This window comes from Streptomyces chartreusis, assembly GCF_008704715.1.
Lineage (GTDB): Bacteria > Actinomycetota > Actinomycetes > Streptomycetales > Streptomycetaceae > Streptomyces > Streptomyces chartreusis.
In genome coordinates this window covers 7,702,136-7,724,737 of record NZ_CP023689.1, presented here as the reverse complement: position 1 = coordinate 7,724,737, position 22,602 = coordinate 7,702,136, and the positions used below count along the sequence as shown (strand labels likewise).

The window sequence follows — 22,602 nt, the reverse complement described above, 5'->3', positions numbered from 1 at the left end:
CCGGGCGGGGCCCCGGGGGCGGTGCTCAGAGTTCGAGACGCTGCCCCGGCATGATCAGGTGGGGATCACCGCCGATGACGGACTTGTTGGCGGCGTAGAGCTGCCGCCAGGTGGTCCCGTGCCGGGCGGCGATGCCGCTCAGCGTGTCGCCCGCACGGACGGCGTAGTCGCCGCGGGAGGAGTTTCGGGTCGTGTTCCCCGAGGAGCGCTCCGGCGCCTGTGACGGAGCTGCGGGCGCCGACTTGGCGGTCGACGGGGCCGCCTTGCCCGCGGAGGACGCCGAACCGCCCGCGGAGGCGGCGGGTGCGCTCCCGTACGCGCCGGCCCGGGCCGAACAGGTCGGCCAGGCGCCCCACCCCTGGGCGCGCTGGACCTTGGTGGCCACGGCTATCTGCTGGGCCCTGGTGGCCCCGTCCGCCGTCGGCGCGTAGGCCGTACCGCCGTACGCGCGCCAGGTGGAGGGGGAGAACTGAAGCCCGCCGTAGTAGCCGTTGCCGGTGTTGATGTGCCAGTTGCCGCCGCTCTCGCACTGGGCGATGCGGTCCCACACTCCGCTGTCCGCCGCCGCGGCGTTGCCGGTCGCGGCCAGCAGTCCGAGCGGGGCGAGCAGTGCCGCCCCGGCGAGGACCGCCGTCGTACGCGTCCGGCTCGCGTTCGAAGCCTTCGGCGCCTTGCGAGCGTTGTTGTGAGTGTTATCGGCACATTCGGACATGTAGGTCCCTCTCGAAGGACCCGGGCTCCCCCAGGACGCAACGCCGCCCGCCACGCCATGGGGCGTGTGGACGGCGCTCGCCCCGTCCGCCGGAAGGTCGTGCTGTGAAGCCTGTTGGTGCGTTCGGCGGACGTACCCGAGCGGTGCTCGCTGCACACGGCGGAGGAATGTAGGGACATCGACCGGCCGGGATCAACCAACTCCTTGTCGGTCCAGGCCAGTTCGCGGTTACCTCCGGTATCAGCGATTTTCGGCCACCCACTTCATTCCCTGATTTCCGGATTTGTCGACCAGCAACCCTGACGATCTGTGATACACCCCACGCAACCAACTTCCTTGCATTTCCTAGGACTTGACGGTGAGTGGGCAATTCCGCACGCAAGGTGACCCTGCGCGTCGGATGGTTCGATTCCGTTCGCTGTCGTGCGTGACTCCCGCCACAGATCGCCCGTTGTCTTCTTCATGAGCCCGGGACCCGCCCGGTTCACGGACCGGGAGCCACCCGGCCCCGCCACGCACCACATCCCGAGGAGCCACCCGTGCCGCGCATGCTCGATGTCAGCGACGAGGTACGTGCCGAGATCGGCGACGAGGAAGCCGACCGGCTGCTCGCCGGGGAGAACGCCCCCGGCAGTTACGACTGCACGTCCTGCCGCACCCCTGGCGACTCCGGACAGGAGCGCACCAGCACCGTCCTGTTCATCGGCGACGAGACCGCCGTCCTCGCCTTCGCCCACGCCACCTGCCTGCCGTCACAGGTCGTCCAGGTCACCGAGGAGCAGTTGCAGGGCGCCGTGAAGTCCATCACCGGTGACCGGGTCGACCTGGAGCCGGACGCGATCGTGCCGGAGCAGGCCGTACTCGGTGTGACCAGCGGACTGGTGCTGATCGCCGGGGAATTGCACCCCGCGCTCGTCGTCGAGCCGACCGGGCCCATCGTGCGCCCCGGCGCGGTCGGCGCCGGGGACGACTTCCTGCCGCTGCTCATCGAACAGGGGTTCATGCCGGCGACCGAGCTGGCCGATGTGCCGCCGGTGCTGCACGGGTGGTCCGTACTGCTGGCCATGGGTCAGCTGCACGCGGTGCTCCAGCCGGGCGCGAACGGCGGGCAGCCGATCGCGTGGTGGCAGGCGCATCAGCCGCTGCTGGTGACGGACGGGTGGCGGGCCGCCGCGAACAAGCACCAGCAGGTGCTGATGTTCGCCGCGCCGGTGGGGTCCATCGGGCGTCAGCCCCGCGAGGATCTGCTGCGGGACGCGCTGGACAAGGCCGCGGCGAACGGGAAGTTGGTCGCGGCGGCGCTGCCGCTTGCCGGCACGTGAGAAGCGCCTGTTCAACGGGGACTGCACGGAGTCCGGCGACTGCGGGTCAGGAGTGGCCGGTCGCGCAGTTCCCCGCGCCCCTTTAGGGCGCTGCCCAGCCGCATCCCTTCCGGTGCCGGGTCGTTTGGACATACGTGCATGCATACGACGTTCCCCGCCATCAGGGCGGCCCATCGCCCACGCCTATCTACGACGCGCTCTATGCCGAGTACGTCAAGTCCTTCCGTTCGCTGCCGGGTGATCGCAGTGGCGAGGAGGACCTGGGGTTCATCGCCTTCGGGAACATCGAGCGTGCCACGGGGCCGTACGGCGGGCATCGCCCGGGGTCGTTCAGCAGCTCGTACAGCGCCTACAGCGCGGGGGCGCACAGCGCGCGCCACGGCAGCGGTCAGCAGCCGCAGTGGCAGCGCGTCGGGCACATCGGCCAGCAGGGCACGGGGATGCACCACGTCCCGGCCGCGCTGCCGCCGGCGCGCCGAGGCTGAAGACATGTGAAGGGCGGCCCCATTGCGGGCCGCCCTTCAGCCGTGTCTGCTACTTCTGCTACTTCTTCTTGCCGCGCTTCTCGCGGACCCGCACCGAGATGTGGATCGGCGTCCCCTCGAAGCCGAACTCCTCGCGCAGCCGGCGCTCGATGAAGCGGCGGTAGCCCGCCTCGATGAAGCCGGAGGCGAAGAGCACGAACCGCGGGGGCTTGGTGCCCGCCTGGGTGCCGAACAGGATGCGGGGCTGCTTGCCGCCGCGGATCGGGTGCGGGTGGGCGGCGACCAGCTCACCGAGGAAGGCGTTCAGCCGGCCGGTCGGGACCCGGGTCTCCCAGCCCGCGAGGGCCGTCTCGATCGCCGGGACCAGCTTCTCCATGTGCCGTCCGGTGCGCGCCGAGACGTTCACCCGGGGCGCCCAGACGACCTGGCCGAGCTCGGTCTCGATCTCCCGCTCCAGGTAGTAGCGGCGCTCCTCGTCGAGGGTGTCCCACTTGTTGTAGGCGATGACGATCGCCCGGCCCGCCTCGACGGCCATGGTGACGATGCGCTGGTCCTGGACCGAGATGGACTCGGAGCCGTCGATCAGGATGACCGCGACCTCGGCCTTCTCGACGGCGGCCGCGGTGCGCAGCGAGGCGTAGTAGTCGGCGCCCTGCTGGAGGTGGACGCGCTTGCGGATGCCCGCCGTGTCGACGAACTTCCAGGTGACACCGCCGAGTTCGATGAGCTCGTCGACCGGGTCGCGGGTGGTGCCGGCCAGCTCGTTGACGACGACGCGCTCCTCGCCGGCCACCTTGTTCAGCAGCGAGGACTTGCCGACGTTCGGGCGGCCGATCAGGGCGATGCGGCGCGGGCCGCCGACGCCGGTGCCGAAGGTCTGCGCGGGCGCCTCCGGCAGCGCCTCCAGGACGGCGTCCAGCATGTCGCCGGTGCCGCGGCCGTGCAGCGCCGAGACCGGGTGCGGCTCGCCGAGGCCGAGGGACCACAGGTAGGAGGCGTCGGCCTCGCCGCTGGGGCCGTCGACCTTGTTGGCGCACAGCACCACGGGCTTGCCGGCCTTGCGCAGCAGTCGTACGACCGCCTCGTCGGTGTCGGTGGCGCCCACCTTCGCGTCGACGACGAACACGACGGCGTCGGCGGCCTCGATCGCGAACTCGGCCTGCGCCGCCACGGAGGCGTCGATGCCGAAGACGTCCTGCTCCCAGCCGCCGGTGTCGACGACCTTGAAGCGGCGGCCCGCCCACTCGGCCTCATAGGTCACGCGGTCGCGGGTGACGCCCGGCTTGTCCTCGACGACGGCCTCGCGGCGCCCGATGATGCGGTTCACGAGGGTCGACTTGCCGACATTCGGGCGGCCGACGACGGCGAGTACGGGCAGCGGCCCGTGACCGGCCTCCTCGATGGCACCCTCGACGTCCTCGAGGTCGAAGCCCTCTTCCGCGGCGAGCTCCATGAAGTCCGCGTACTCGGCGTCGCCAAGTGCTCCGTGGTCGTGCTCCTCGCCCGAGCCGTCGGAGTGGATGTGGTCGTTCATGAAGTCCGTACCTCGTCGTTCATCGTGGTGATCGGTGGAACGCCCGGTTTCTCCCGGCTGATCCACTACTCAGTGTCGCCTAGCGGCCGGTCAGCCGCCTGGCGTTTTCCAGGTGCTCGGTGAGCTCCTTCTGGATGCGCTCGGTCGCCTCGTCCAGCGCCCTGCGGGTGCGCCGCCCGCTGCCGTCCCCCGCCTCGAAGGGCTCGCCGAAGACGACGTCGACCCGGTGCCGCAGCGGAGGCAGCCCCTTGACCAACCGTCCGCGCTTCTCGGAACTTCCCAGCACCGCGACCGGGACGATCGGGGCGTCGCCGCGCACGGCGAAGTAGGCGAGTCCGGCGCGCAGCGAGGCGAAGTCGCCCTCGCCCCGGGTGCCCTCGGGAAATATGCCGAGGACGCCGCCGTTCCTCAGGACGTCGAGGGCCTGCGTGATGGCCGTGCGGTCGGCGGCGTGCCGGTCCACCTTCAGCTGGCCGATGCCGGTCAGGAAGGGGTCGAGCGGGCCGACGAACGCTTCCTTCTTGATCAGGAAGTGCACGGGGCGGGGCGCCACGCCCATCACCATCGGCCCGTCGATGTTGTGGCTGTGGTTCACCGCGAGGATGACCGGCCCGGTCGCGGGCACCTTCCAGGCACCCAGGACCCGCGGCCGCCACAGCCCGAACATCAGGCCGACGCCGATGCGCCGACCGACGTCGGCACCCCGCTCTGACGGAAGGCTCACTTCGCGGCTCGCTTCTCCTCGACGAGCGTGACGACGCACTCGATGACCTGCTGCAGCGTGAGCGCGGTGGTGTCCACCTCGACCGCGTCGCCCGCCTTGGCGAGCGGCGAGGTCTTGCGGCTGGAGTCGGCCGCGTCACGCTTGATCAGGGCCTCACGGGTGGCGTTGACGTCGGCGCCCTTGAGCTCACCGCTGCGGCGGGCGGCACGGGCCTCCGGGGAGGCGGTGAGGAAGATCTTCAGGTCGGCGTCGGGCAGCACGGTCGTACCGATGTCGCGGCCCTCGACGACGATGCCGTACTCGGCGGAGGTCGCCAGCGAGCGCTGGAGCTCGGTGATCCGGGTCCGGACCTCGGGCACCGCGCTGACCGCGCTGACCTTGGAGGTGACCTCCTGGGTGCGGATCGGGCCGGCCACGTCGGTGCCGTCGACGTTGATCGTCGGGTTGTCCGGGTCGGTGCCGGAGATGATCTCGGGCTTGCCGGCGACGGCCGCGATCGCGGTCGGGTCCTCGATGTCGATGCCGTTGGTCACCATCCACCAGGTGATGGCCCGGTACTGGGCGCCGGTGTCGAGGTAGCTCAGCCCGAGCTGCGCGGCGACGGCCTTCGACGTGCTCGACTTGCCCGTGCCGGAGGGGCCGTCGATGGCGACAATCACGGGCTTGGCGGCACCGTTTTCCACGGGGGGACACCTTCCTGGTGCGGTGTGGCGGGAGTGTGGGGACGCGAAGGCGCCCCGCACAAGGTTACTGGGTTCCCGTCACTCGTCCGGCCGCGCCTGATCGGCGGACTACTGCCGGATCCCCCAGCCCCGCTCCCGCAGGGCGGCGCTGAGCACCGTCGCCGCCTTGGGCTCGACCATCAGCTGGACCAGGCCGGCCTGCTGCCCGGTCGCGTGCTCGATCCGTACGTCCTCGATGTTGACCCCGGCCCGGCCGGCGTCCGCGAAGATCCGCGCCAGCTGTCCCGGCTGGTCGTCGATGAGCACGGCGACGACCTCGTAGACCCGCGGAGCGGCCCCGTGCTTGCCGGGCACCCGTACCTGGCCCGCGTTCCCGCGGCGCAGCACGTCCTCGATCCCGGCCGTGCCCTCGGTCCGCTTGTCCTCGTCGGACGACTGGAGCGCGCGCAGCGCCCGCACCGTCTCCTCCAGGTCGGCGGCGACGTCGGTGAGCAGGTCGGCGACCGGTCCCGGGTTCGCGGAGAGGATGTCGATCCACATCCGGGGGTCGGAGGCCGCGATCCGGGTCACGTCCCGGATGCCCTGGCCGCACAGCCGTACGGCCGTCTCCTCGGCGCTCTCCAGGCGCGCGGCGACCATGCTGGACATCAGATGGGGCATGTGGGACACCAGGGCGACCGCGCGGTCGTGGGCGTCGGAGTCCATCACCACCGGCACCGCGCGGCAGTGCGAGACCAGCTCCAGGGCGAGGTTCAGCACCTCGGTGTCGGTGTCGCGGGTCGGCGTCAGCACCCAGGGCCGGCCCTCGAAGAGGTCGCCGGTCGCGGCGAGCGGGCCGGACTTCTCGCGGCCGGACATGGGGTGCGTGCCGATGTACGCCGACAGGTCGAGCCCGAGCGCCTCCAGCTCACGGCGCGGTCCGCCCTTGACGCTGGCCACGTCGAGGTAGCCGCGGGCCACGCCCCTGCGCATGGCGTCGGCGAGCACGCCGGCCACGTGCGCGGGCGGGGCGGCGACGATCGCGAGGTCGACGGGCCCGTCGGGGGCCTCGTCGGTGCCGGCGCCGAGCGCGGCGGCGGTGCGGGCCTGCTCGTGGTCGTGGTCGGCGAGGTGGACGACGACACCGCGGGCGGCGAGCGCCAGCGCGGCGGACGTGCCGATGAGGCCGGTGCCGATGACGAGTGCGGTTCTCACTGGGCGATGTCCTTGCGCAGGGCGGCCGCGGCACCGAGGTAGACGTGCGCGATGTCGGCGCGGGGCCGGGGGGACTCGATGTGCGCGAGGACGCGTACGACCCGGGGCATGGCGCCCTCGATGTCCAGTTCCTGGGCGCAGATCAGCGGTACGTCGGCGAAGCCGGGGCCGAGCTTGCGGGCGGCGGCCGCCGGAAAGTCGCTGTGCAGGTCGGGCGTGGCCGTGAACCAGATGCTGATCAGGTCGTCCGCGGCGAGGTCGTTCCGCTCCAGGATCGCGGTGAGCAGGGCCCCGACCTGCTCGTCCATGTGGCCGGCGTCGTCCCGTTCCAGCTGGACGGCCCCCCGGACCGCTCGTACCGCCACGGCGCTGCTCCTTGCTGAGTCACGGATCGGCTCTTCGGAAGTCCAGCCTAGTCAGCCCGCGTGCGGCTCACGCCTCACGCCCGCCCGCTGAGACACCCGGCGCGCCGGGCCGCCGCGCGAGCGGTTCGCGCGCTTTCATCCACTACATCCAAGGTTGCTTCGTCTTTGCTGCTTTCGGTGCAAAGATGCTGTTGATCCGCTCGGAGCGGCTTCCGGGCCGGCCATTGCCCTCTGGTTTCTTCCGCACTTTCGGAGTGACGACATGACCAACCGTCCGACGCGGCGCACGATCCTCATCGCCTCGGGCGCGACGGGCGCGACGGCGCTCGTCGCCGCCTGCGGCGGCTCCGACGACAGCGGCGGCGACTCGGCGTCGACCACGACCACCGCCCCCGGCCAGGACGGCGCGGGCGACAAGCTCGCCGACACGGCGGACATCCCGGTGGGCGGGGGCACGATCTTCAAGGACCAGAAGGTGGTGGTGACCCAGCCGGAGGAGGGCCAGTTCAAGGCCTTCTCCGCCATCTGCACCCACCAGCAGTGCCTGGTCGGCAGTGTCTCGGACGGGACGATCAACTGCCCGTGCCACGGCAGCAAGTTCAAGATCACCGACGGCGCGGTCGCCAACCCTCCGGCCACGCGGCCGCTGCCGGCGCAGAACATCGTCGTGGACGGAAATTCGATCAGCCTGGCGTGATCCGCCGCGTACGCTCCGGGACATGCATCCCGAGACCCTGGTGCGCGACCACACGGTCTACGCCTGTGTGATGGGTTCGCGCGCCTTCGGTCTGGCCACGGACGGCAGCGACACCGATCGCCGGGGCGTGTTCCTCGCCCCCACGCCGCTCTTCTGGCGCTTCGACAAGCCGCCGACGCATGTCGAAGGCCCGCTGAAGGAGCAGTTCAGCTGGGAGCTCGAGCGCTTCTGCGAGCTGGCCCTGCGCGCCAACCCGAACATCCTGGAATGCCTGCACTCCCCGCTCGTGGAGCACGTCGACGGCACCGGCCGCGAGCTGCTCGCCCTGCGCGAGGCGTTCCTGTCCCGGCAGGCGTACGAGACGTTCACGCGCTACGCGCTCGGCCAGCGCAAGAAGCTGGAGGCCGACATCCGGCTGCACGGCGCCCCGCGCTGGAAGCACGCGATGCACCTCCTGCGGCTGCTGACGAGCGCCCGCGACCTGCTGCGCACCGGGCGTCTGACGATCGACGTCGGCGATCTGCGCGAGCCTTTGCTCCAGGTCAAGCGCGGCGAGGTGCCCTGGCCGGAGGTGGAGTCCCGGATGACCCGCCTGGCGGGCGAGGCGGAGGAGGCCCTGCGCGCGAGCCCGCTCCCGGCCGAGCCGGACCGCCGACGGGTGGAGGACTTCCTGGTCCGCGTCCGCCGCGCCTCAGCCCTCCAGCCGGATCCGTACGACGAAGGCGTGCAGGGCGTCGTGGGCAGCGGGGGCGTCGGGCAGGGCTGAGGCCGCCTGCGCCTCGTCCAGCACGCCGTGCAGCCGCTCCACGTCGGCCGCCACGCGCGCGCGGTCGACGTCGGCGGCCCCGTGCTCACGCGCCGCCTTGGCCTCGATCAGCTCCGGCAGGTAGCCGGGCGCTTCGGCCTCGACCTCGCCGAGCAGCGTGGGCAGATGCGCCTGCACCTCACCGCTGCGCATCAGATGCACCCCGGTGAGCAGCGCCCGGAAGGTGTAGAGCAGCGGCTTGAGCTCGCCGGTCTTCTCGAACAGCCGCCACTGCGTGCCGGCGAACCCCCGATAGTGATGCGCGTGGTGGCTCGTGAGCACGCCGGGCGCGAGGTCGGTCAGTTCCCGGTGGGCGTCGGTGGTGTGCACGACGAGCGGCGAGAGCAGCTGCTCCAGCACGTAGCCGTTGCGGCGCAGCATCAGCCGTACGAACTTGCGCAGGTCGTGTGTGACCAGGTCCATCTCGACGCCGTCCCGCAGCCACATCCGCGACCGTGTCTCGTCCGGCTCCCGCAGCCCGACGAGGTCGGCGGCCGGCAGCAGGTGCACCCCGCGCAGGTCGACGTCCGAGTCGTGCGACGGGAAGCCGTACAGATGCGCGCCGGAGACGGTCGCGAAGAGCACCGGGTCGGGCTGTTCGGCGACGACGGGCGCGAGGTCGATGTCCAGGGCGTCGATCACCCCTCAAGCGTCCCAGAGCGCCCCGAGCGTCATCAGGTCGCCCCGGTACTCGATCCGGTCCGCCCATTGAGTCGGCCAGACGTCCGCGCCGAGCCAGGCGCCCGCGAACGCCCCGGCCAGGCAGGCGATCGAGTCCGAGTCCCCGGCGGTGCAGGCGGCCCGCCGCAGCGCGGTCAGCGGCTCGTCGACGAACCACAGGAAGCACAGCAGCGCGGTGGCCATGGCCTCCTCGGCGATCCAGCCCTCGCCGGTCGCCAGGCACGGGTCGGTCTCCGGCGAGACGGTGCGCACGGCCTCCTGGAGACGGTCCAGGACACCCAGGCACTCGTCCCAGCCACGCGCGATGAAGTGCTCGGCCGAGGGGTCCTGGCTGCGCGTCCACAGATCGCCGAGCCAGCGCTCGTGGTACTGGGTGCGGTTCTCGTAGGCGTACGACCGCAGCAGCCCGACCAGCCCGGTCGGCTCGGCACCCTGCGCGAGGAGCCGTACGGCGTGCGCGGTCAGGTCGGACGCGGCGAGCGCCGTCGGATGCCCATGGGTGAGCGCCGACTGCAACTGGGCGGCGCCCGCGCGCTGTTCGTCGCTCAGCCCGGGAACGAGCCCGATCGGCGCGACGCGCATGTTGGCGCCGCAGCCCTTGGAGCCGATCTGGCTGGCGTCCTGCCAGGGCAGGTCGGGGCGCTCCAGCAGATCGCAGGCCCTGAGGCAGGTGTTGCCGGGGGCGCGGTTGTTCTCCGGTGAACGGTTCCACGCGACGAACTCCGCGCGGACCGGCTCCACCATGGCCTCGGGCCCGAGTACGCCCATATCCATCGCCGTCCGCAGCCCCTTCCCCAACGCCAGCGTCATCTGGGTGTCGTCGGTGACGATGGCCGGAGTCGGCAGTTCCATCCCGCGCCACGGGCCGCACTTGGCGAGGATCGACGGCACGTCGTTGAACTCGGTCGGGAAGCCGAGCGCGTCCCCGAGGGCGAGGCCGAGCAGGGAGCCGGTGGCGGCGCGCTTGCGGACGGTGGTCGTGGTCATGCGGGTCCTTCCGAAGTGGGCCGCAGCAGGGGCGGGTGAAGGGTCGTGGCGGTGCCGGCGCGGTACAGCGCGGCCGGCTTGCCGCGGCCGCCGGTGAGCCGGGCGGCGCCGGCGACGGGTTCGACGAAGCCCGGCGCGGCGAGCACCTTGCGGCGGAAGTTGGGCCGGTCAAGGGCGGTGCCCCACACCACCTCGTAGACGTGCTGCAACTCGCCGAGCGTGAACTCGGGCGGGCAGAAGGCGGTGGCCAGTCCGGAGTACTCCAGCTTCGCGCCGACGCGTTCATGGGCGTCGGCCAGGATCCGATCGTGGTCGAAGGCGAGCGGCCCCGCCTTGTCGTACGGCACCCAGCGGGCCTGCGCCGCGTCGCTGCCGCCGTGCGGTTCGGGAGGGTGGGGCAGCAGCGCGGCGAACGCGACGGTCACGACCCGCATCCGGGGGTCGCGGTCGGGTTCGCTGTAGGTCCGCAGCTGCTCCAGGTGCAGCCCTGAGACGTCCGACAGGCCGGTCTCCTCGGCAAGTTCACGCCGGGCGGCCGTCTCCGCCGACTCGTCCGGCTGCACGAAGCCGCCGGGCAGCGCCCAGTGTCCGCGGTACGGCTCCTGCCCGCGCTCGACGAGCAGGACGTGCAGGACGCCGTCGAGGATCGTGAGGACGGCGAGGTCGGCGGTGACGGCGAAGGGTTCATGGGCGTACTTGTCGTACTCCACCGTGTCGCGGTCCATACGAACCCACCCCCTTAATAGTCACTACGACTATAAAGAGGGTGGGAGGGTCGGGGCAACCCCCTGGCCTAGGTCCGGCCGCGGCCGGGCGCGAACGCCGCCACCGCCGCTCCGACGGCCGCCGCGCCCGCGCTCACCCACAGCGCCGCCCCGGCGCCGTCGATGAACGCCCCGGGCGAGCCGTAGCCGCCGTACGTCGTGAACACGGCCGCTGCGACGGCGACCCCGAAGACGCCGCCCAGTTCGCGCAGCGCGTTGTTGACGCCGGCCGCGACGCCCGCGTCGCCCAGCGGGACGGACGAGGTCACGGCGTTGGCCACGCTCGGGAACACCATGGAGATGCCGATGCCCGCGACGATCAGCGGGAGGACGAGGCTGCCGTATCCGACGCCGGGTTCGAGCCGTGCGGCCAGCAGGGCGAGGCCCGTCGCCTGGAGGACGAGGCCGCCGAGCATGAACGGCCGGTTCCCGAACCGGTCGGCGAGCGCCCCGGCGATCGGCGCGACCAGCAGGGGCGTGGCGTTCCAGACGAGGATGCGCACGCCCGCCTCCAGCGGGGAGTAGCCGAGGCCGAGCTGGAAGAGCTGCGTGATCATGAACAGGGCGCCGAGCAGCGAGGCGAAGAGGAGGAAGCCGGAGGCGTTGGCGGTCGAGAAGCCGCGCCGCCGGAAGTGCGACAGGGGCAGCATCGGATAGCGGGCGCCGGCGCGTTCCCAGGCGAGGAACCCCGCGACGAACACCACCCCGACCGCCAGCGCGGTCAGCACCTCGGCACTCCCCCAGCCGGCCTCGGGCGCCCGCACCGGCGCCCAGGCGAGACCCGTCAGGCCCACGGCCGCCAGCGCCAGCCCGACCAGGTCGAGTTGGGGCCGGGTGCCGTAGCTCTCGCGCAGCCTGGTCGCCGCCAGGGGCAGCATGGCGAGCCCGATGGGCACGTTCAGCCAGAAGATCCACTGCCAGGACAGGCCCTCGGTGACGGCGCCGCCCAGCACCGGCCCGGCAGCCACGCCGAGTCCGGTCACACCGCCCCACATCCCGATGGCGACGCCCCGCTTCTCGGCCGGGAACGCCTCACTGATCAGGGTCAGGGTGAGCGGCAGCAGGACGGCGGCCCCGGCGCCCTGGAGCACGCGGGCGCCGATGAGCTGGCCCGGGCCCTGGGCGAGGGCCGCAGCGGCCGAGGCGAGCGTGAAGACGGCGAGGCCGACGACGTACATCCGCCGCCGCCCGAACCGGTCGCCGAGCGCGGCGCCGGTCAGGGTGAGGCAGGCGAAGACGAGGTTGTAGGCGTTGATCGTCCACTCCAGCTCGGACAGGCTCGCCCCGAAGTCCGCGCGCAGCGCGGGCAGCGCGGTGGCGACGACCACGACGTCGAGGGAGCACAGCAGCGCGCCGAGGCCGGCGAGGGCGACGGTCCACACGCGCCTGGTCGGGGCCCGTTCGGCGGGTGGGGTGCGCAGTGGCGGGGCTTTGAGGATGTCGGTCATGGCCGTGCCTTCCGTGAGTCGCTCGGATCACTCACGGAAGGCAGACCCGGCTCACCCCGGAAAGGAATCGCGGCGGCCCAGGAAGGCCAGCAGCCGCACGTCGGCACGCGCGCGTGGCGCCACGTCGACCGGCGCGCCGAAGCGCACGCCCCGGTCCTCCTCCGCGACCACCAGGCGGGCCACGCTCAGCAGTTCGGCGGCGAGGGAGGCCGGGATGGGCCGGGGCCGGCCGCAGGCCTGGGCGACGTCCCAGCCGTGCACGGCTATCTCGACGGCGCCCACGGCACCCATCACCCGCACGTCCAGCGGCCGTTCACCGACCAGGACGCGCTCCTCGGCGGGCCCGGCGGTCCATGCGCCGAGCACCGCGCACGCACGCGTACGCAGGCCGCAGACCCGGTCGGCACGCGGGAACAGCCCGATCCGCCCGCCCGTCAGGCCCTCGTACAGCGCGTCCAGCGAGTCGTCGATGTGTGTGAGCAGTTCCCCGAGGTCCCACTCGGCGCAGGGTGTCCCGCGCCCCAGGTTCACGGACCCGATCTCCGCGACGCTCCCCAGCGTGTAGGCGAGCGAACGCTCCAGCAGTTCCCCGGAGTTCACGACAGCTCCTTCGGCAGTCCGAACCGGTCCAGCACCCGCGGATCGAGGAAGGCGGTGACGCGGGCCAGTGCATCCTTGCGCACGGTCAGCACCTGCACGGAGTGCCCGCGGAGGACGCCGTCCGCGCCGCGTACGTACATCGCCACGGCCGGCTGCCCGTTCGCGCGCGTGCGCAGCATCCGCAGGGTGCCCTTCTCGTGCACCCGTGCCCGCAGGAACCGCAGCACGTCCGCCCTGCCGCTGTACCACTGCGCGAACGGCGGCATCTCCAGCTCGACGCCGTCCTGGAGAAGGTCGATCAGCGAGTCCAGGTCGGCGTTCTCGAAGGCGGCCACGTACCGGTCGAGCACCTCGCGGTCGGCGGCGCCCTCCGGCTCCTGAACGAGGTCCTCGTCGGGCGCCACCTCGTCGAGCCGGGCACGCGCGCGTTGCAGGCTGCTCTTCACGGCCGCGGTGGACGTGCCCAGCAGCGAGGCCACCTCGGCCGCCCGCCACGCCAGCACGTCCCGCAGGATCAGCACGGCCCGCTGCCGCGCCGGCAGATTCTGGAGCGCGGCGACCAGCGCCAGGCGCAGGCTCCCCCGCGCGGCCACGACGTTCGCCGGGTCGACGAGCGCGTCGGGCAGCGGCTGGAGCCACGGAACGTCCGTCAAGGGGGCCGTCAGCGGCTCCTCAGGCGTCTCTGCGGGCCCGCCGAGCCCCGAGGGCAGCGGACGTCGCGCGCGGCTCTCCAGGGCCGTCAGACACGTGTTGGTGGCGATCCGGTGCAGCCAGGTCCGCAACGAGGCGCGGCCCTCGAAGCCGTCGTAGGACCGCCAGGCCCGCAGATACGTCTCCTGCACCAGATCCTCGGCCTCGTCGACCGAGCCCAGCAGCCGGTAGCAGTGCGCGAGCAGCTCTCTCCGATACGGGTCGGTCAGCCGGACGAACTCGTCCCGGTCCGCAGTGGTCGCACTCATCCCCGCTCCCTCCGTCACCAGTACAGACCGGCGCGGGGGCGAAAACGCATCGGCCGGCCCCGGATCTGTTCCGGGACCGGCCGACACAAGGGGCTTTCGGGCTTCCTAGAGGTCGACTTCCTGCATCAGCATCCCGACCTCGGTGTTCGACAGGCGTCGCAGCCAGCCCGACTTCTGGTCGCCCAGCGTGATCGGCCCGAAGGCGACGCGCACCAGCTTGTCGACCGGGAAGCCCGCCTCGGCGAGCATGCGACGCACGATGTGCTTGCGGCCCTCGTGCAGGGTGACCTCGACCAGGTAGTTCTTGCCGGTCTGCTCGACGACCCGGAAGTGGTCCGCGCGCGCGTAACCGTCGTCCAGCTGGATGCCGTCCTTGAGCTTCTTGCCCAGGTCGCGCGGGATCGGGCCCACGATGTGCGCGAGGTAGACCTTCTTCACGCCGTACCGGGGGTGGGTCAGCCGGTGCGCCAGCTCACCGTGGTTGGTGAGCAGGATCACGCCCTCGGTCTCGGTGTCGAGCCGCCCGACGTGGAAGAGCCGCGTCTCCCGGTTGGTGACGTAGTCCCCGAGGCACTGCCGGCCCTCGTTGTCCTCCATCGTCGACACGACGCCGGCGGGCTTGTTCAGCGAGAAGAACTGGTACGACTGCGTCGCGACCGTCAGGCCGTCGACCCTGACCTCGTCCTTCTCCGGGTCGACGCGCTTGCCCTGCTCGAGGACGATCTCGCCGTTGACCTCGACCCGGGCCTGCTCGATCAGCTCCTCGCAGGCGCGCCGTGAGCCGTAGCCCGCGCGGGCGAGGACCTTCTGGATCCGCTCGCCCTCCTGCTCCGCGCCCGGGAAGGTCTTGGGCAGCTTGACGTCCTTCTTGCCGGCGTAGCGCTCGCGGTTGCGCTCCTCGGCCCGCGCGTCGTACTCGCGGGACGTCGCCGGAGCCGAACGGCCACGGCCGGTGCCCTGGGACTGCTTGGGGCCGCCCTTGGCGCCGCCGCGCGCCGAGGCGCCGCGCCCCGACTTCGGACCGTCCGGGGTGGCGCCGGGGCCGACGTCGTAGCGCCGCTCCTCCGGGCGCGGCTTCTTCGGCCGGCCGCCCTGCTTGTCGTCGCGGTTGTTTCCGGCGCCGCGGAAGTTACCGCGGCCACCGCTGCTTCCGCCGCGGCCGCCGCTGTTGCCACCACGGCTCCCGCCGTTGTTTCCGCTGCTGTTCCTGCCGCTGCTGCTTCGCATCAAAATTCCGTCTGGTCGTCTACGTCGTCGGTGCCCCGTGGTGCCGGGGCGCCCGGACCGTCATCGGGAGCGTCCGGGTCGAACGACGGCACGCCTTCCTGGGTCTCGGCCTCGATCGCCTCCGCCTCCGGGAGGAAGGGCGCGAGCTCCGGGAGCTCGTCCAGACCGCGCAGGCCCATCCGCTCCAGGAAGTAGTTCGTCGTCCTGTACAGGATCGCACCTGTTTCGGGTTCCGCGCCCGCCTCCTCGACCAGCCCGCGCTGGAGGAGGGTGCGCATCACACCGTCGCAGTTGACTCCGCGTACGGCGGAAACCCGGCTGCGGCTGACCGGCTGGCGGTAGGCGACGACCGCGAGGGTCTCCAGTGCGGCCTGCGTGAGCCGGGCGGTCTGCCCGTCCAGGATCAGGCGTTCCACGGCCGGGGCGTACTCGGCACGCGTGTAGTAGCGCCAGCCGCCCGCCACGAACCGCAGCTCGAAGCCGCGGCCCTGCACGGCGTACTCGTCGGCGAGCTCCCGCAGGGCGTCGGCGACCTGGCGCCTGGGCCGCTCCAGGATCTTCGCGAGGTGCTCCTCGGTCGCGGGCTCGTCCACGACCATGAGCATCGCCTCAAGGGCGGGTTTGAGGTCGAGGTCGGCGACGGCACGCAGCCCGGCCGGAAGTTCGGTGGTCTCCTCACTCACGCCTTCTTCTCCTCCCGCTTGGGCGGCTCGGGCGGCCGGTCGAACTCGTCGGTCACCATCGGCGCCTCGTCACCCTCCCCGCCGGTCCAGCGCACCAGGAGCTCGCCGAGCGCGGTCTCCTGGTCGAGGGCGACGGCCTTCTCCCGGTACAGCTCCAGCAGGGCCAGGAAGCGCGCGACGACCGTCAGGGTGTCGTCGGTGTCCTCGACCAGGGCCTGGAAGCTGACCTCGCCGAGTTCCTTCAGCCGCGCGACGACGATCCCGGCCTGCTCCTGCACGCTGACCAGCGGCGCGTGGATGTGATCGACGTAGACCTGCGGCTTGGGCTTGGGCTGCATCGCCTTGACCGCGAGCCTGGCGAATCCTTCCGCCCCGATGCTGATGACGACCTCTGGCAGCAGCTCGGCGTGGTGCGGTTCGAGGCCGACGGTACGTGGATAGCGCCGCGCCTCCTCGTCGAGCCGGCGGTTGAAGATGTCGGCGATCTGCTTGTACGCCCGGTACTGGAGCAGCCGGGCGAACAGCAGGTCCCGGGCCTCCAGCAGCGCGAGGTCGGCCTCGTCCTCCACCTCGGCGGAGGGCAGCAGCCGGGCCGCCTTGAGGTCGAGCAGGGTCGCCGCGACCACGAGGAACTCGGTCGTCTCGTCGAGGTCCCAGTCCGGTCCCATGGCCCGGATGTGCGCCATGAACTCGTCGGTGACCTTGGACAGCGCGACCTCGGTGACGTCCAGCTTGTGCTTGGAGATCAGCTGGAGGAGCAGGTCGAAGGGGCCCTCGAAGTTGGCGAGCCGGACCTTGAAGACACCGCCGTCGTCACCGCCGTCACCGGCCTCGGTCCCGTCCTGCGGGGCGGGGGGCTCGGGTTCCGGCACGACGGCCGGGGGCTCCGGCTGCGGCTCCGGGACCACGACCTCCGGAACCTCGGAAACCTCAGGAGCCTCGGGAACCGCGAAAACCTCAGGAGCTTCGGGAACCTCGGCGACCTCGGGCTCCATGTCCAGCTCCGGCTCGGGCTCCGGAGCGACAGGACCCGGCACGGAAACCGGCACCGTTCCCGGCCCCCGCCCCAGCGCACGCCGACGGCCGCCGGAGGCACCGGCACCGCGGGCGGGAACGTCGTTCGAGGTCATGGCCCCCGCAGGCTACCGCTACCGCCCGCGAAGCCGTCGGACGAGGATGCTGGCGTCTCCGCGGCTCTCCAGATCCGCGAGGACCACGGCCACCGCCTCACGGACGATCCGCCCGCGGTCGACGGCCAGCCCGTGCTCTCCGCGGAGCACCAGCCGGGCGTGCTCCAGATCCATGAGCTCCTCGGCGGAGACGTACACGGTGATCTTCTCGTCGTGCCGTTCGCGGCCACTGGGCCGACGCGAGGCGGAACGCCCACGCTTGCGCGGCGCCGCGGCGGCCGCACCGGAGGCGGCGCCGGCACTCACGGAGGCTCCGGCAGAACCTTCCTGCGCCGCCTGACGACGCGAGGAACGCTCCGCGGCGGCGGACCGGCTGCGTGACTCGCCGGCATCGGCCGACTCCGCGTCGGCCGCGACATGTTCCGCGCCGTCGCCGTCACCGCCCTGTGCGGGCACCGACTGCGGCGCGTCCTCCACGGCCGCGGCCGAGTCGCTCTCCCCCGCGGGAGCCGGCACCCGGGCCTCGCCGTTGGCGGGACGCCGGGGAGTGGACGGCTGGAGCGCCATACCCCCTGTCGTACGGAACAGTTCGTCGGCCCCCGGCAGACTCACTCGGCGTGACACCGGGCGAGCACCTCCCTGGCGAGCTGGCGATAGGCGGCGGCACCGACGGAGTTGGAGGCGTAGGTGGTGATCGGCTCACCGGCGACCGTGGTCTCCGGGAAGCGGACGGTGCGTCCGATGACCGTGTGGTAGACGTGGTCGTCGAACGCCTCGACCACACGCGCGAGCACCTCACGGCTGTGCACCGTGCGCGAGTCGTACATCGTGGCGAGGATCCCGTCGAGCTCCAGCTCCGGGTTGAGCCGCTCCTGGACCTTCTCGATGGTCTCGGTCAGCAGCGCCACACCGCGCAGCGCGAAGAACTCGCACTCCAGGGGCACGATCACCTTGTGGGCGGCCGTCAGCGCGTTGACCGTGAGCAGGCCGAGCGAGGGCTGGCAGTCGATCACGATGAAGTCGTAGTCGGGCAGCAGCGGCTTCAGCGCGCGCTGGAGCGTCGACTCGCGCGCGACCTCGCTGACCAGCTGGACCTCGGCGGCCGACAGGTCGATGTTGCTCGGCAGCAGGTCCATGTTGGGGACCGCCGTCTTCAGGAGCACCTCGTCCGCCGACATGCCCCGCTCCATGAGCAGGTTGTAGACGGTGAGGTCGAGCTCCATCGGGTTGACGCCGAGGCCGACCGAGAGCGCGCCCTGAGGGTCGAAGTCGACGAGCAGGACCCGGCGTCCGTATTCCGCGAGCGCGGCACCCAGGTTGATGGTCGACGTCGTCTTGCCGACGCCGCCCTTCTGGTTGCACATCGCGATGATCTTCGCGGGACCGTGGTCGGTCAGCGGACCCGGGATCGGGAAGTACGGCAGCGGGCGCCCGGTCGGGCCGATGCGCTCACGGCGCTGCCGGGCAGCGTCGGGCGCGAGCGTGGCCGCGTACTCGGGGTCGGGCTCGTACTCCGCGTCGGGGTCGTAGAAGTGCCCTGCGGGCAGTTCGTCGTAGTCGGCGAAGTGGTTGTGGGGCGCGCCACTTCCGTCGCCGGCCATGGCGTTCACGTGATGGCCATCCATGCTCATGTGTGCTGGCAGAGTCGCCCTTGAGGGGGCCTTGTGACCCTGGTGGGCTGCGAAGGTGCGCACCGCGACGGAGCCGACAGCCTCGAACCCCGCGGGACCCTGGTCCCGTACCGGCGTTCCTGGTTGACCACCCCCGGGAGAAAATGTCGACTCATTCACAAGTCGTCTTACCTCCTTGGTGACCAGGAAACTTCTAGACAGGTCAGCGTTGCACCATGCCGACGGTTGGCGACTCTATGGCGTGTCGGTGGTCCGCAGCAACACAATCCGCCGGACCGAGCAGATGTGTCGACAATGAAACATCCCGCTGTCAAGGGCGTACGGCCGTCGCACAGCAGGTTTCACCGGTGTGCGAATCGGTCGAAGGGTTGCGTTCGAGGCGAGTTGACCGAGAGTCGCAAAGTGACCATACACACATCCGGCCGGACCTTTTCGGGCAAGGTCCGGCCGGGTGCGTGCGGTTGACGACTCGTGTTGACGTATCGCCTTTATCAGAAAGTGACTTAGGCGATCGGCTCAGCCGAGCAGCGTTTCGAGGTCCACGTGCTCCAGGCCGTGCGCCTCCGCCACCTCGCGGTAAACGACCTTGCCGTCATGCGTGTTGAGGCCCTTGGCCAGCGCGGCGTCACGGCGCAGCGCCTCGACCCAGCCGCGGTTGGCCAGCTCGACGATGTACGGCAGCGTCGCATTGGTGAGCGCGTAGGTGGAGGTGTTGGGCACCGCGCCCGGCATGTTGGCGACGCAGTAGAAGACCGACTCGTGGACCGGGAAGGTCGGCTCGGCGTGCGTGGTGGGACGCGAGTCCTCGAAGCAACCGCCCTGGTCGATCGCGATGTCGACAAGAACACTTCCCGGCTTCATGCGCGACACGAGCTCGTTGGTGACGAGCTTCGGGGCCTTGGCGCCCGGGATGAGGACGGCACCGATGACGAGGTCGGCCTCCAGGCAGGCCTTCTCCAGCTCGAGGGTGTTGGAGACGACGGTCTGGATCTTCGTACCGAAGATCTTGTCCGCCTCCTTGAGCTTGTTGATGTCCTTGTCGAGCAGGGTCACGTGGAAGCCCATGCCGATGGCGATCTGCGCGGCGTTCCAGCCGGAGACACCGCCGCCGATGACGACGGCGCGGCCGGCGAGCACGCCGGGGACGCCGCCGGGCAGCACACCGCGGCCACCGTTGGCGCGCATCAGGTGGTAGGCGCCGACCTGCGGGGCCAGGCGGCCCGCGACCTCGGACATCGGGGCGAGCAGCGGCAGGGCCCGGGAGGGCAGCTCGACCGTCTCGTAGGCGATGGCCGTGGTGCCGGACTCGATCAGGGCGTCCGTGCACTCCTTGGAGGCGGCCAGGTGCAGGTAGGTGAAGAGCGTCTGGTCCTTGCGGAGGCGGTGGTACTCCTCGGCGATGGGCTCCTTGACCTTCAGCAGCAGGTCGGCGGTGGCCCACACCTCGTCCGCCGTGGGCAGGATCTGGGCACCGGCGGCCACGTACTCGCTGTCCGGGATCGACGAGCCGACACCGGCGCCCTGCTCGATGACGACCTGGTGGCCATGGCGCACCAGCTCCAGCACGCCGGCGGGGGTGATGGCCACCCGGAACTCGTTGTTCTTGACCTCGCGGGGGATGCCGACCTTCACGTCGATCACGGTCCTTGGCTCAGAGGGTGTGGGGGCATTTCCATACATACCCAGGCGTGCAGGGCACACCGGGAGACACCGCAGGAGAAGGTGCGGCAGAGCCAGTCTAATGAAGGCGTTCCCGCTGTCTAGCCTTTCATTGCATCAATCTTCTTTGGATGCACTACGGATTTCGCAGGCGTTAGGGTCTGGTTCCGGCTCGATTGCCTCTTGCCGGGGCTCGGACTCGGCCGCATCGGAGTCCTCGGGCTCCTCTCCCAGCATCCGCTCGGCAGCGCCCCGGTGCAGCTGCGCGGCCGCGGGATCGCCCAGGCGGTCCAGGGTGTCGGCGAGCCGCAGATACAGCGCGCCCTGGAGCCGCGGGTCCTCGGCGCGCCGCGCCCAGTCCACCGCCTCCTGGCAGGTACGCAGCGACTCCTCCAGCCGCCCGGCGTACTCCTGGACCCGGGCCAGCTCGCTCAACGCCCGTGCGTGGCCCCCCACATCACCGTTCTTGCGGTGCCCGGCGACCGCGGCCCGCCAGCTCCGCTGCGCCTCGCCGTACCGGCCCGCGTAGGTGTGCGCCTCGGCGATACGGCCGTACAGCCGGGCCTCGTCCACCCGCTCGGCCCGGGCCTGCCGCTGGGCCAGGGCGCGGCCGAACCAGTCGGCGGCCCGGTCGTAGTCCCCGAGCTCCAGATGCGCGCCGCCTACGGATTCCATCGCGCGACCGGTCGCGTACGGGTCATTTCCTTCCCGTCCGGCGTCCAGCGCGGCCCGGAACCGCACCAGCGCCTCCCGGGTGCGCCCCGTCCGGACGTCGAGGTCGCCGAGGTTCAGCAGCGCCGCGGCCTGCTCGCGGGGCAGGTTGCGGCGCTGCGCCACGTCGAGGACCAGGGCGTGCACGTCGTACAGGTCGGGGGCGGCGGCCTTGGTGCCGAAGTGCGCCACCATGGCTCTGACCAGCTGGGACATCAGCCGTCTGGCGAGGGTGTCCAGCTCCCCGTCGGCGACCGCGGCACGGGCCGAGGCCAGCAGGGCGGGCCTGCGGATGTCGAGCCAGTCGGCGGCGGCGCGGGGGTTGGGGAAGCGCAGGGCCCGCGGCATGCCGAGGAGCTTCTGCCGGGTCTCGGGGCTGTCGGTCTCGGTGATCGCCCGGCAGGACTGCAGCAGCCGTACGGTCCGCTCCAGCATCCGGGCGCGGGCGAGCTGGAGCTCGGCGGGGCGGTCCTGGGTCTCGGTGAGGGCCGTGAGCAGCGGGTGCAGACAGGCCGGGACCTCGTACTGGGGCAGCGGCGAGTCGACGGCGTGCAGCAGGCCGAGGGCGACGAAGTCGTCCAGGGTGGTGTGGGCGCCCTCCACCGAGGAGCCGGCGAGCGCGGAGGCGGTGTGCGGGTCGATCAGGCCGCCGGGGGCGAGGGAGAGCAGCCGCAGTATGCGGGCGGCCGGGGCGGGCAGGCCGGTGTAGGCGAGCCGGAAGATCCGGCTGAGCGGAGTGCCCTCCTCGCCCTCGGCCCGCAGCTGCTTGGCGAGGTCGGCCACGGCGGACTTGGGCCGGGCGGCGAGCCAGCCGCCCGCCAGCCGCAGCGCGGCGGGCTGGCCCTGGCACACCTCGACCAGGCCCTCGGCGGCCCGCGGGTCGACGGTGATGCGCACCGACCCGGCGTGCCGGGACAGCATCTCGACGGCCGACTTGGTGTCGAGGCCGCCGAGCGTGCAGGGCCGGACGTCCGAGATCCCGGTCAGCGGACCGCCGGAGACGGCCACGGCCAGGCATTCCGGGGTGTCCGGCAGCAGGGCGTCGACCTGGTCGGCCTCGGCGGCGTCGTCGAGCAGCAGCAGGACCCGGCGGTCGGCGAGGGCCTCGCGCAGGGCTGCCGTGAGGTCGTCCTCGGGGGCGCCGGGCGGGGTGGGCCGGTCCAGGGCGGTGAGCAGCAGGCGTGCGGTGCGCCGGACGGGGACGGGGGTGCCGTCGGGGTCGGTGAGCCTGGCGCGCAGTACCCCGTCCGGGTAGCGGTCCGCCACCTGCCGTACGAGTTCCTCGGCGAGGGCGGTGCGGCCCGAGCCGGGGCGGCCCGCGATGAGCAGCACGCGCGCGCGTGGTGCCTTGCGACCGGAGAGGGTGTCCAGGCCCGCGCGCTCGATGTCGGCGCGCAGCTCCTTCAACTCGCGGGTGCGGCCCAGGAATTGGTTCGCATCGGAGGTCCGTGCCGACACCTGCACGCCGCCTGTGTCCACCACCTGATCCGTCACGGGCCACACTCCCGTCCCACGCACGCGCAAGCCCGCCGGGACTCCGGTTCGGGCGTGTATCAGAGCCTAGTTCACGCTCTGCTACGTTCCGGGCGGAGCGAGGCGGG

24 protein-coding genes are annotated in these 22,602 nt (G+C 71.8%); 5 read left to right on the top strand and 19 right to left on the bottom strand.

The window, feature by feature from the left end:
• Positions 1-25 precede the first annotated feature (25 nt).
• Positions 26-712, bottom strand: a complete 687-nt coding sequence (locus CP983_RS34115; RefSeq protein ID WP_150503868.1) for a LysM peptidoglycan-binding domain-containing protein — start codon at positions 710-712, stop codon at positions 26-28.
• Positions 713-1,251: 539 nt separating this feature from the next.
• On the opposite strand from CP983_RS34115, the gene CP983_RS34110 reads away from it, so the two are divergent.
• Together CP983_RS34110 and CP983_RS34105 are read left to right on the top strand one after the other, a co-directional pair.
• Positions 1,252-2,034 (top strand): hypothetical protein, encoded by a 783-nt coding sequence (locus CP983_RS34110; RefSeq protein WP_150503866.1) that lies wholly within the window; start codon positions 1,252-1,254, stop codon positions 2,032-2,034.
• A gap of 134 nt (positions 2,035-2,168) precedes the next feature.
• Complete coding sequence (locus CP983_RS34105) at positions 2,169-2,519, top strand: hypothetical protein (RefSeq protein ID WP_107909149.1); 351 nt, start codon at positions 2,169-2,171, stop codon at positions 2,517-2,519.
• Between the two features lie 58 nt (positions 2,520-2,577).
• On the opposite strand, the gene der is transcribed toward CP983_RS34105, so the two are convergent.
• The 5 genes from der to aroH all read right to left on the bottom strand — a co-directional run bounded on the left by der (position 2,578) and on the right by aroH (position 7,019).
• Positions 2,578-4,053 (bottom strand): ribosome biogenesis GTPase Der, encoded by a 1,476-nt coding sequence (gene der / locus CP983_RS34100; RefSeq protein ID WP_107909148.1) that lies wholly within the window; start codon positions 4,051-4,053, stop codon positions 2,578-2,580.
• Between the two features lie 79 nt (positions 4,054-4,132).
• Positions 4,133-4,720 (bottom strand): lysophospholipid acyltransferase family protein, encoded by a 588-nt coding sequence (locus CP983_RS34095; protein WP_229914965.1) that lies wholly within the window; start codon positions 4,718-4,720, stop codon positions 4,133-4,135.
• Between the two features lie 53 nt (positions 4,721-4,773).
• The gene (gene cmk, locus CP983_RS34090) at positions 4,774-5,460 is read right to left on the bottom strand and encodes a (d)CMP kinase (protein WP_107909146.1); all 687 of its coding nucleotides are present in this window, start codon (positions 5,458-5,460) and stop codon (positions 4,774-4,776) included.
• A gap of 108 nt (positions 5,461-5,568) precedes the next feature.
• Positions 5,569-6,654 (bottom strand): prephenate dehydrogenase, encoded by a 1,086-nt coding sequence (locus tag CP983_RS34085; protein WP_150503864.1) that lies wholly within the window; start codon positions 6,652-6,654, stop codon positions 5,569-5,571.
• A complete protein-coding gene (gene aroH, locus CP983_RS34080; RefSeq protein ID WP_125528664.1) occupies positions 6,651-7,019 on the bottom strand; it encodes a chorismate mutase in 369 nt (122 codons plus the stop codon). The genes CP983_RS34085 and aroH overlap by 4 nt, the downstream gene beginning before the upstream one ends.
• An 11-nt stretch (positions 7,020-7,030) precedes the next feature.
• Here aroH and CP983_RS45005 point away from each other — a divergent pair, with 11 nt between their 5' ends.
• The 3 genes from CP983_RS45005 to CP983_RS34070 are packed head-to-tail and all read left to right on the top strand — an operon-like array spanning position 7,031 to position 8,482.
• The gene (locus CP983_RS45005; protein ID WP_268256302.1) at positions 7,031-7,285 is read left to right on the top strand and encodes a DUF6529 family protein; all 255 of its coding nucleotides are present in this window, start codon (positions 7,031-7,033) and stop codon (positions 7,283-7,285) included.
• On the top strand, positions 7,282-7,716 hold the full coding sequence (locus CP983_RS34075) for a Rieske (2Fe-2S) protein (protein WP_150503862.1): 435 nt from the start codon (positions 7,282-7,284) through the stop codon (positions 7,714-7,716). The genes CP983_RS45005 and CP983_RS34075 overlap by 4 nt, the downstream gene beginning before the upstream one ends.
• Positions 7,717-7,738: 22 nt before the next feature.
• On the top strand, positions 7,739-8,482 hold the full coding sequence (locus tag CP983_RS34070; RefSeq protein ID WP_150503860.1) for a nucleotidyltransferase domain-containing protein: 744 nt from the start codon (positions 7,739-7,741) through the stop codon (positions 8,480-8,482).
• Here the strand turns inward: CP983_RS34070 and CP983_RS34065 are convergent.
• The 13 genes from CP983_RS34065 to CP983_RS34005 all read right to left on the bottom strand — a co-directional run bounded on the left by CP983_RS34065 (position 8,408) and on the right by CP983_RS34005 (position 22,495).
• Positions 8,408-9,163 carry a nucleotidyltransferase domain-containing protein gene (locus CP983_RS34065; protein WP_125528668.1) on the bottom strand — a complete coding sequence of 252 codons (756 nt, stop codon included), beginning with the start codon at positions 9,161-9,163 and terminating at the stop codon, positions 8,408-8,410. The genes CP983_RS34070 and CP983_RS34065 overlap by 75 nt on opposite strands.
• A gap of 3 nt (positions 9,164-9,166) precedes the next feature.
• Complete coding sequence (locus CP983_RS34060) at positions 9,167-10,189, bottom strand: ADP-ribosylglycohydrolase family protein (RefSeq protein WP_150503858.1); 1,023 nt, start codon at positions 10,187-10,189, stop codon at positions 9,167-9,169.
• Positions 10,186-10,914, bottom strand: a complete 729-nt coding sequence (locus CP983_RS34055; protein ID WP_189748973.1) for an NUDIX hydrolase — start codon at positions 10,912-10,914, stop codon at positions 10,186-10,188. The genes CP983_RS34060 and CP983_RS34055 overlap by 4 nt, the downstream gene beginning before the upstream one ends.
• A 68-nt stretch (positions 10,915-10,982) precedes the next feature.
• Positions 10,983-12,401, bottom strand: coding sequence for an MFS transporter (locus CP983_RS34050; RefSeq protein WP_150503855.1), 1,419 nt, complete (start codon positions 12,399-12,401; stop codon positions 10,983-10,985).
• A 51-nt stretch (positions 12,402-12,452) separates the two neighbouring features.
• Positions 12,453-13,001: a TIGR03086 family metal-binding protein gene (locus CP983_RS34045; protein ID WP_125528781.1), complete on the bottom strand. Its 549-nt coding sequence runs from the start codon at positions 12,999-13,001 to the stop codon at positions 12,453-12,455.
• On the bottom strand, positions 12,998-13,960 hold the full coding sequence (locus tag CP983_RS34040) for a sigma-70 family RNA polymerase sigma factor (protein WP_150503853.1): 963 nt from the start codon (positions 13,958-13,960) through the stop codon (positions 12,998-13,000). Before CP983_RS34040 ends, CP983_RS34045 begins: the two co-directional genes overlap by 4 nt.
• 105 nt (positions 13,961-14,065) lie before the next feature.
• Positions 14,066-15,187 (bottom strand): pseudouridine synthase, encoded by a 1,122-nt coding sequence (locus CP983_RS34035; protein WP_150503851.1) that lies wholly within the window; start codon positions 15,185-15,187, stop codon positions 14,066-14,068.
• Positions 15,187-15,870, bottom strand: a complete 684-nt coding sequence (gene scpB / locus CP983_RS34030) for an SMC-Scp complex subunit ScpB (RefSeq protein ID WP_125528779.1) — start codon at positions 15,868-15,870, stop codon at positions 15,187-15,189. The genes CP983_RS34035 and scpB overlap by 1 nt, the downstream gene beginning before the upstream one ends.
• Complete coding sequence (locus tag CP983_RS34025; protein WP_150503850.1) at positions 15,867-17,000, bottom strand: segregation and condensation protein A; 1,134 nt, start codon at positions 16,998-17,000, stop codon at positions 15,867-15,869. Before CP983_RS34025 ends, scpB begins: the two co-directional genes overlap by 4 nt.
• A gap of 18 nt (positions 17,001-17,018) precedes the next feature.
• The gene (locus CP983_RS34020; RefSeq protein ID WP_125528777.1) at positions 17,019-17,624 is read right to left on the bottom strand and encodes a hypothetical protein; all 606 of its coding nucleotides are present in this window, start codon (positions 17,622-17,624) and stop codon (positions 17,019-17,021) included.
• Positions 17,609-18,631 carry a ParA family protein gene (locus CP983_RS34015; RefSeq protein ID WP_150503848.1) on the bottom strand — a complete coding sequence of 341 codons (1,023 nt, stop codon included), beginning with the start codon at positions 18,629-18,631 and terminating at the stop codon, positions 17,609-17,611. The genes CP983_RS34020 and CP983_RS34015 overlap by 16 nt, the downstream gene beginning before the upstream one ends.
• A gap of 516 nt (positions 18,632-19,147) precedes the next feature.
• Entirely contained in the window at positions 19,148-20,272 is a 1,125-nt protein-coding gene (gene ald, locus CP983_RS34010) for an alanine dehydrogenase (protein WP_030956297.1), read from the bottom strand.
• A gap of 135 nt (positions 20,273-20,407) precedes the next feature.
• Positions 20,408-22,495 carry a tetratricopeptide repeat protein gene (locus tag CP983_RS34005; RefSeq protein ID WP_150503846.1) on the bottom strand — a complete coding sequence of 696 codons (2,088 nt, stop codon included), beginning with the start codon at positions 22,493-22,495 and terminating at the stop codon, positions 20,408-20,410.
• Between the last annotated feature and the right edge of the window lie 107 nt (positions 22,496-22,602).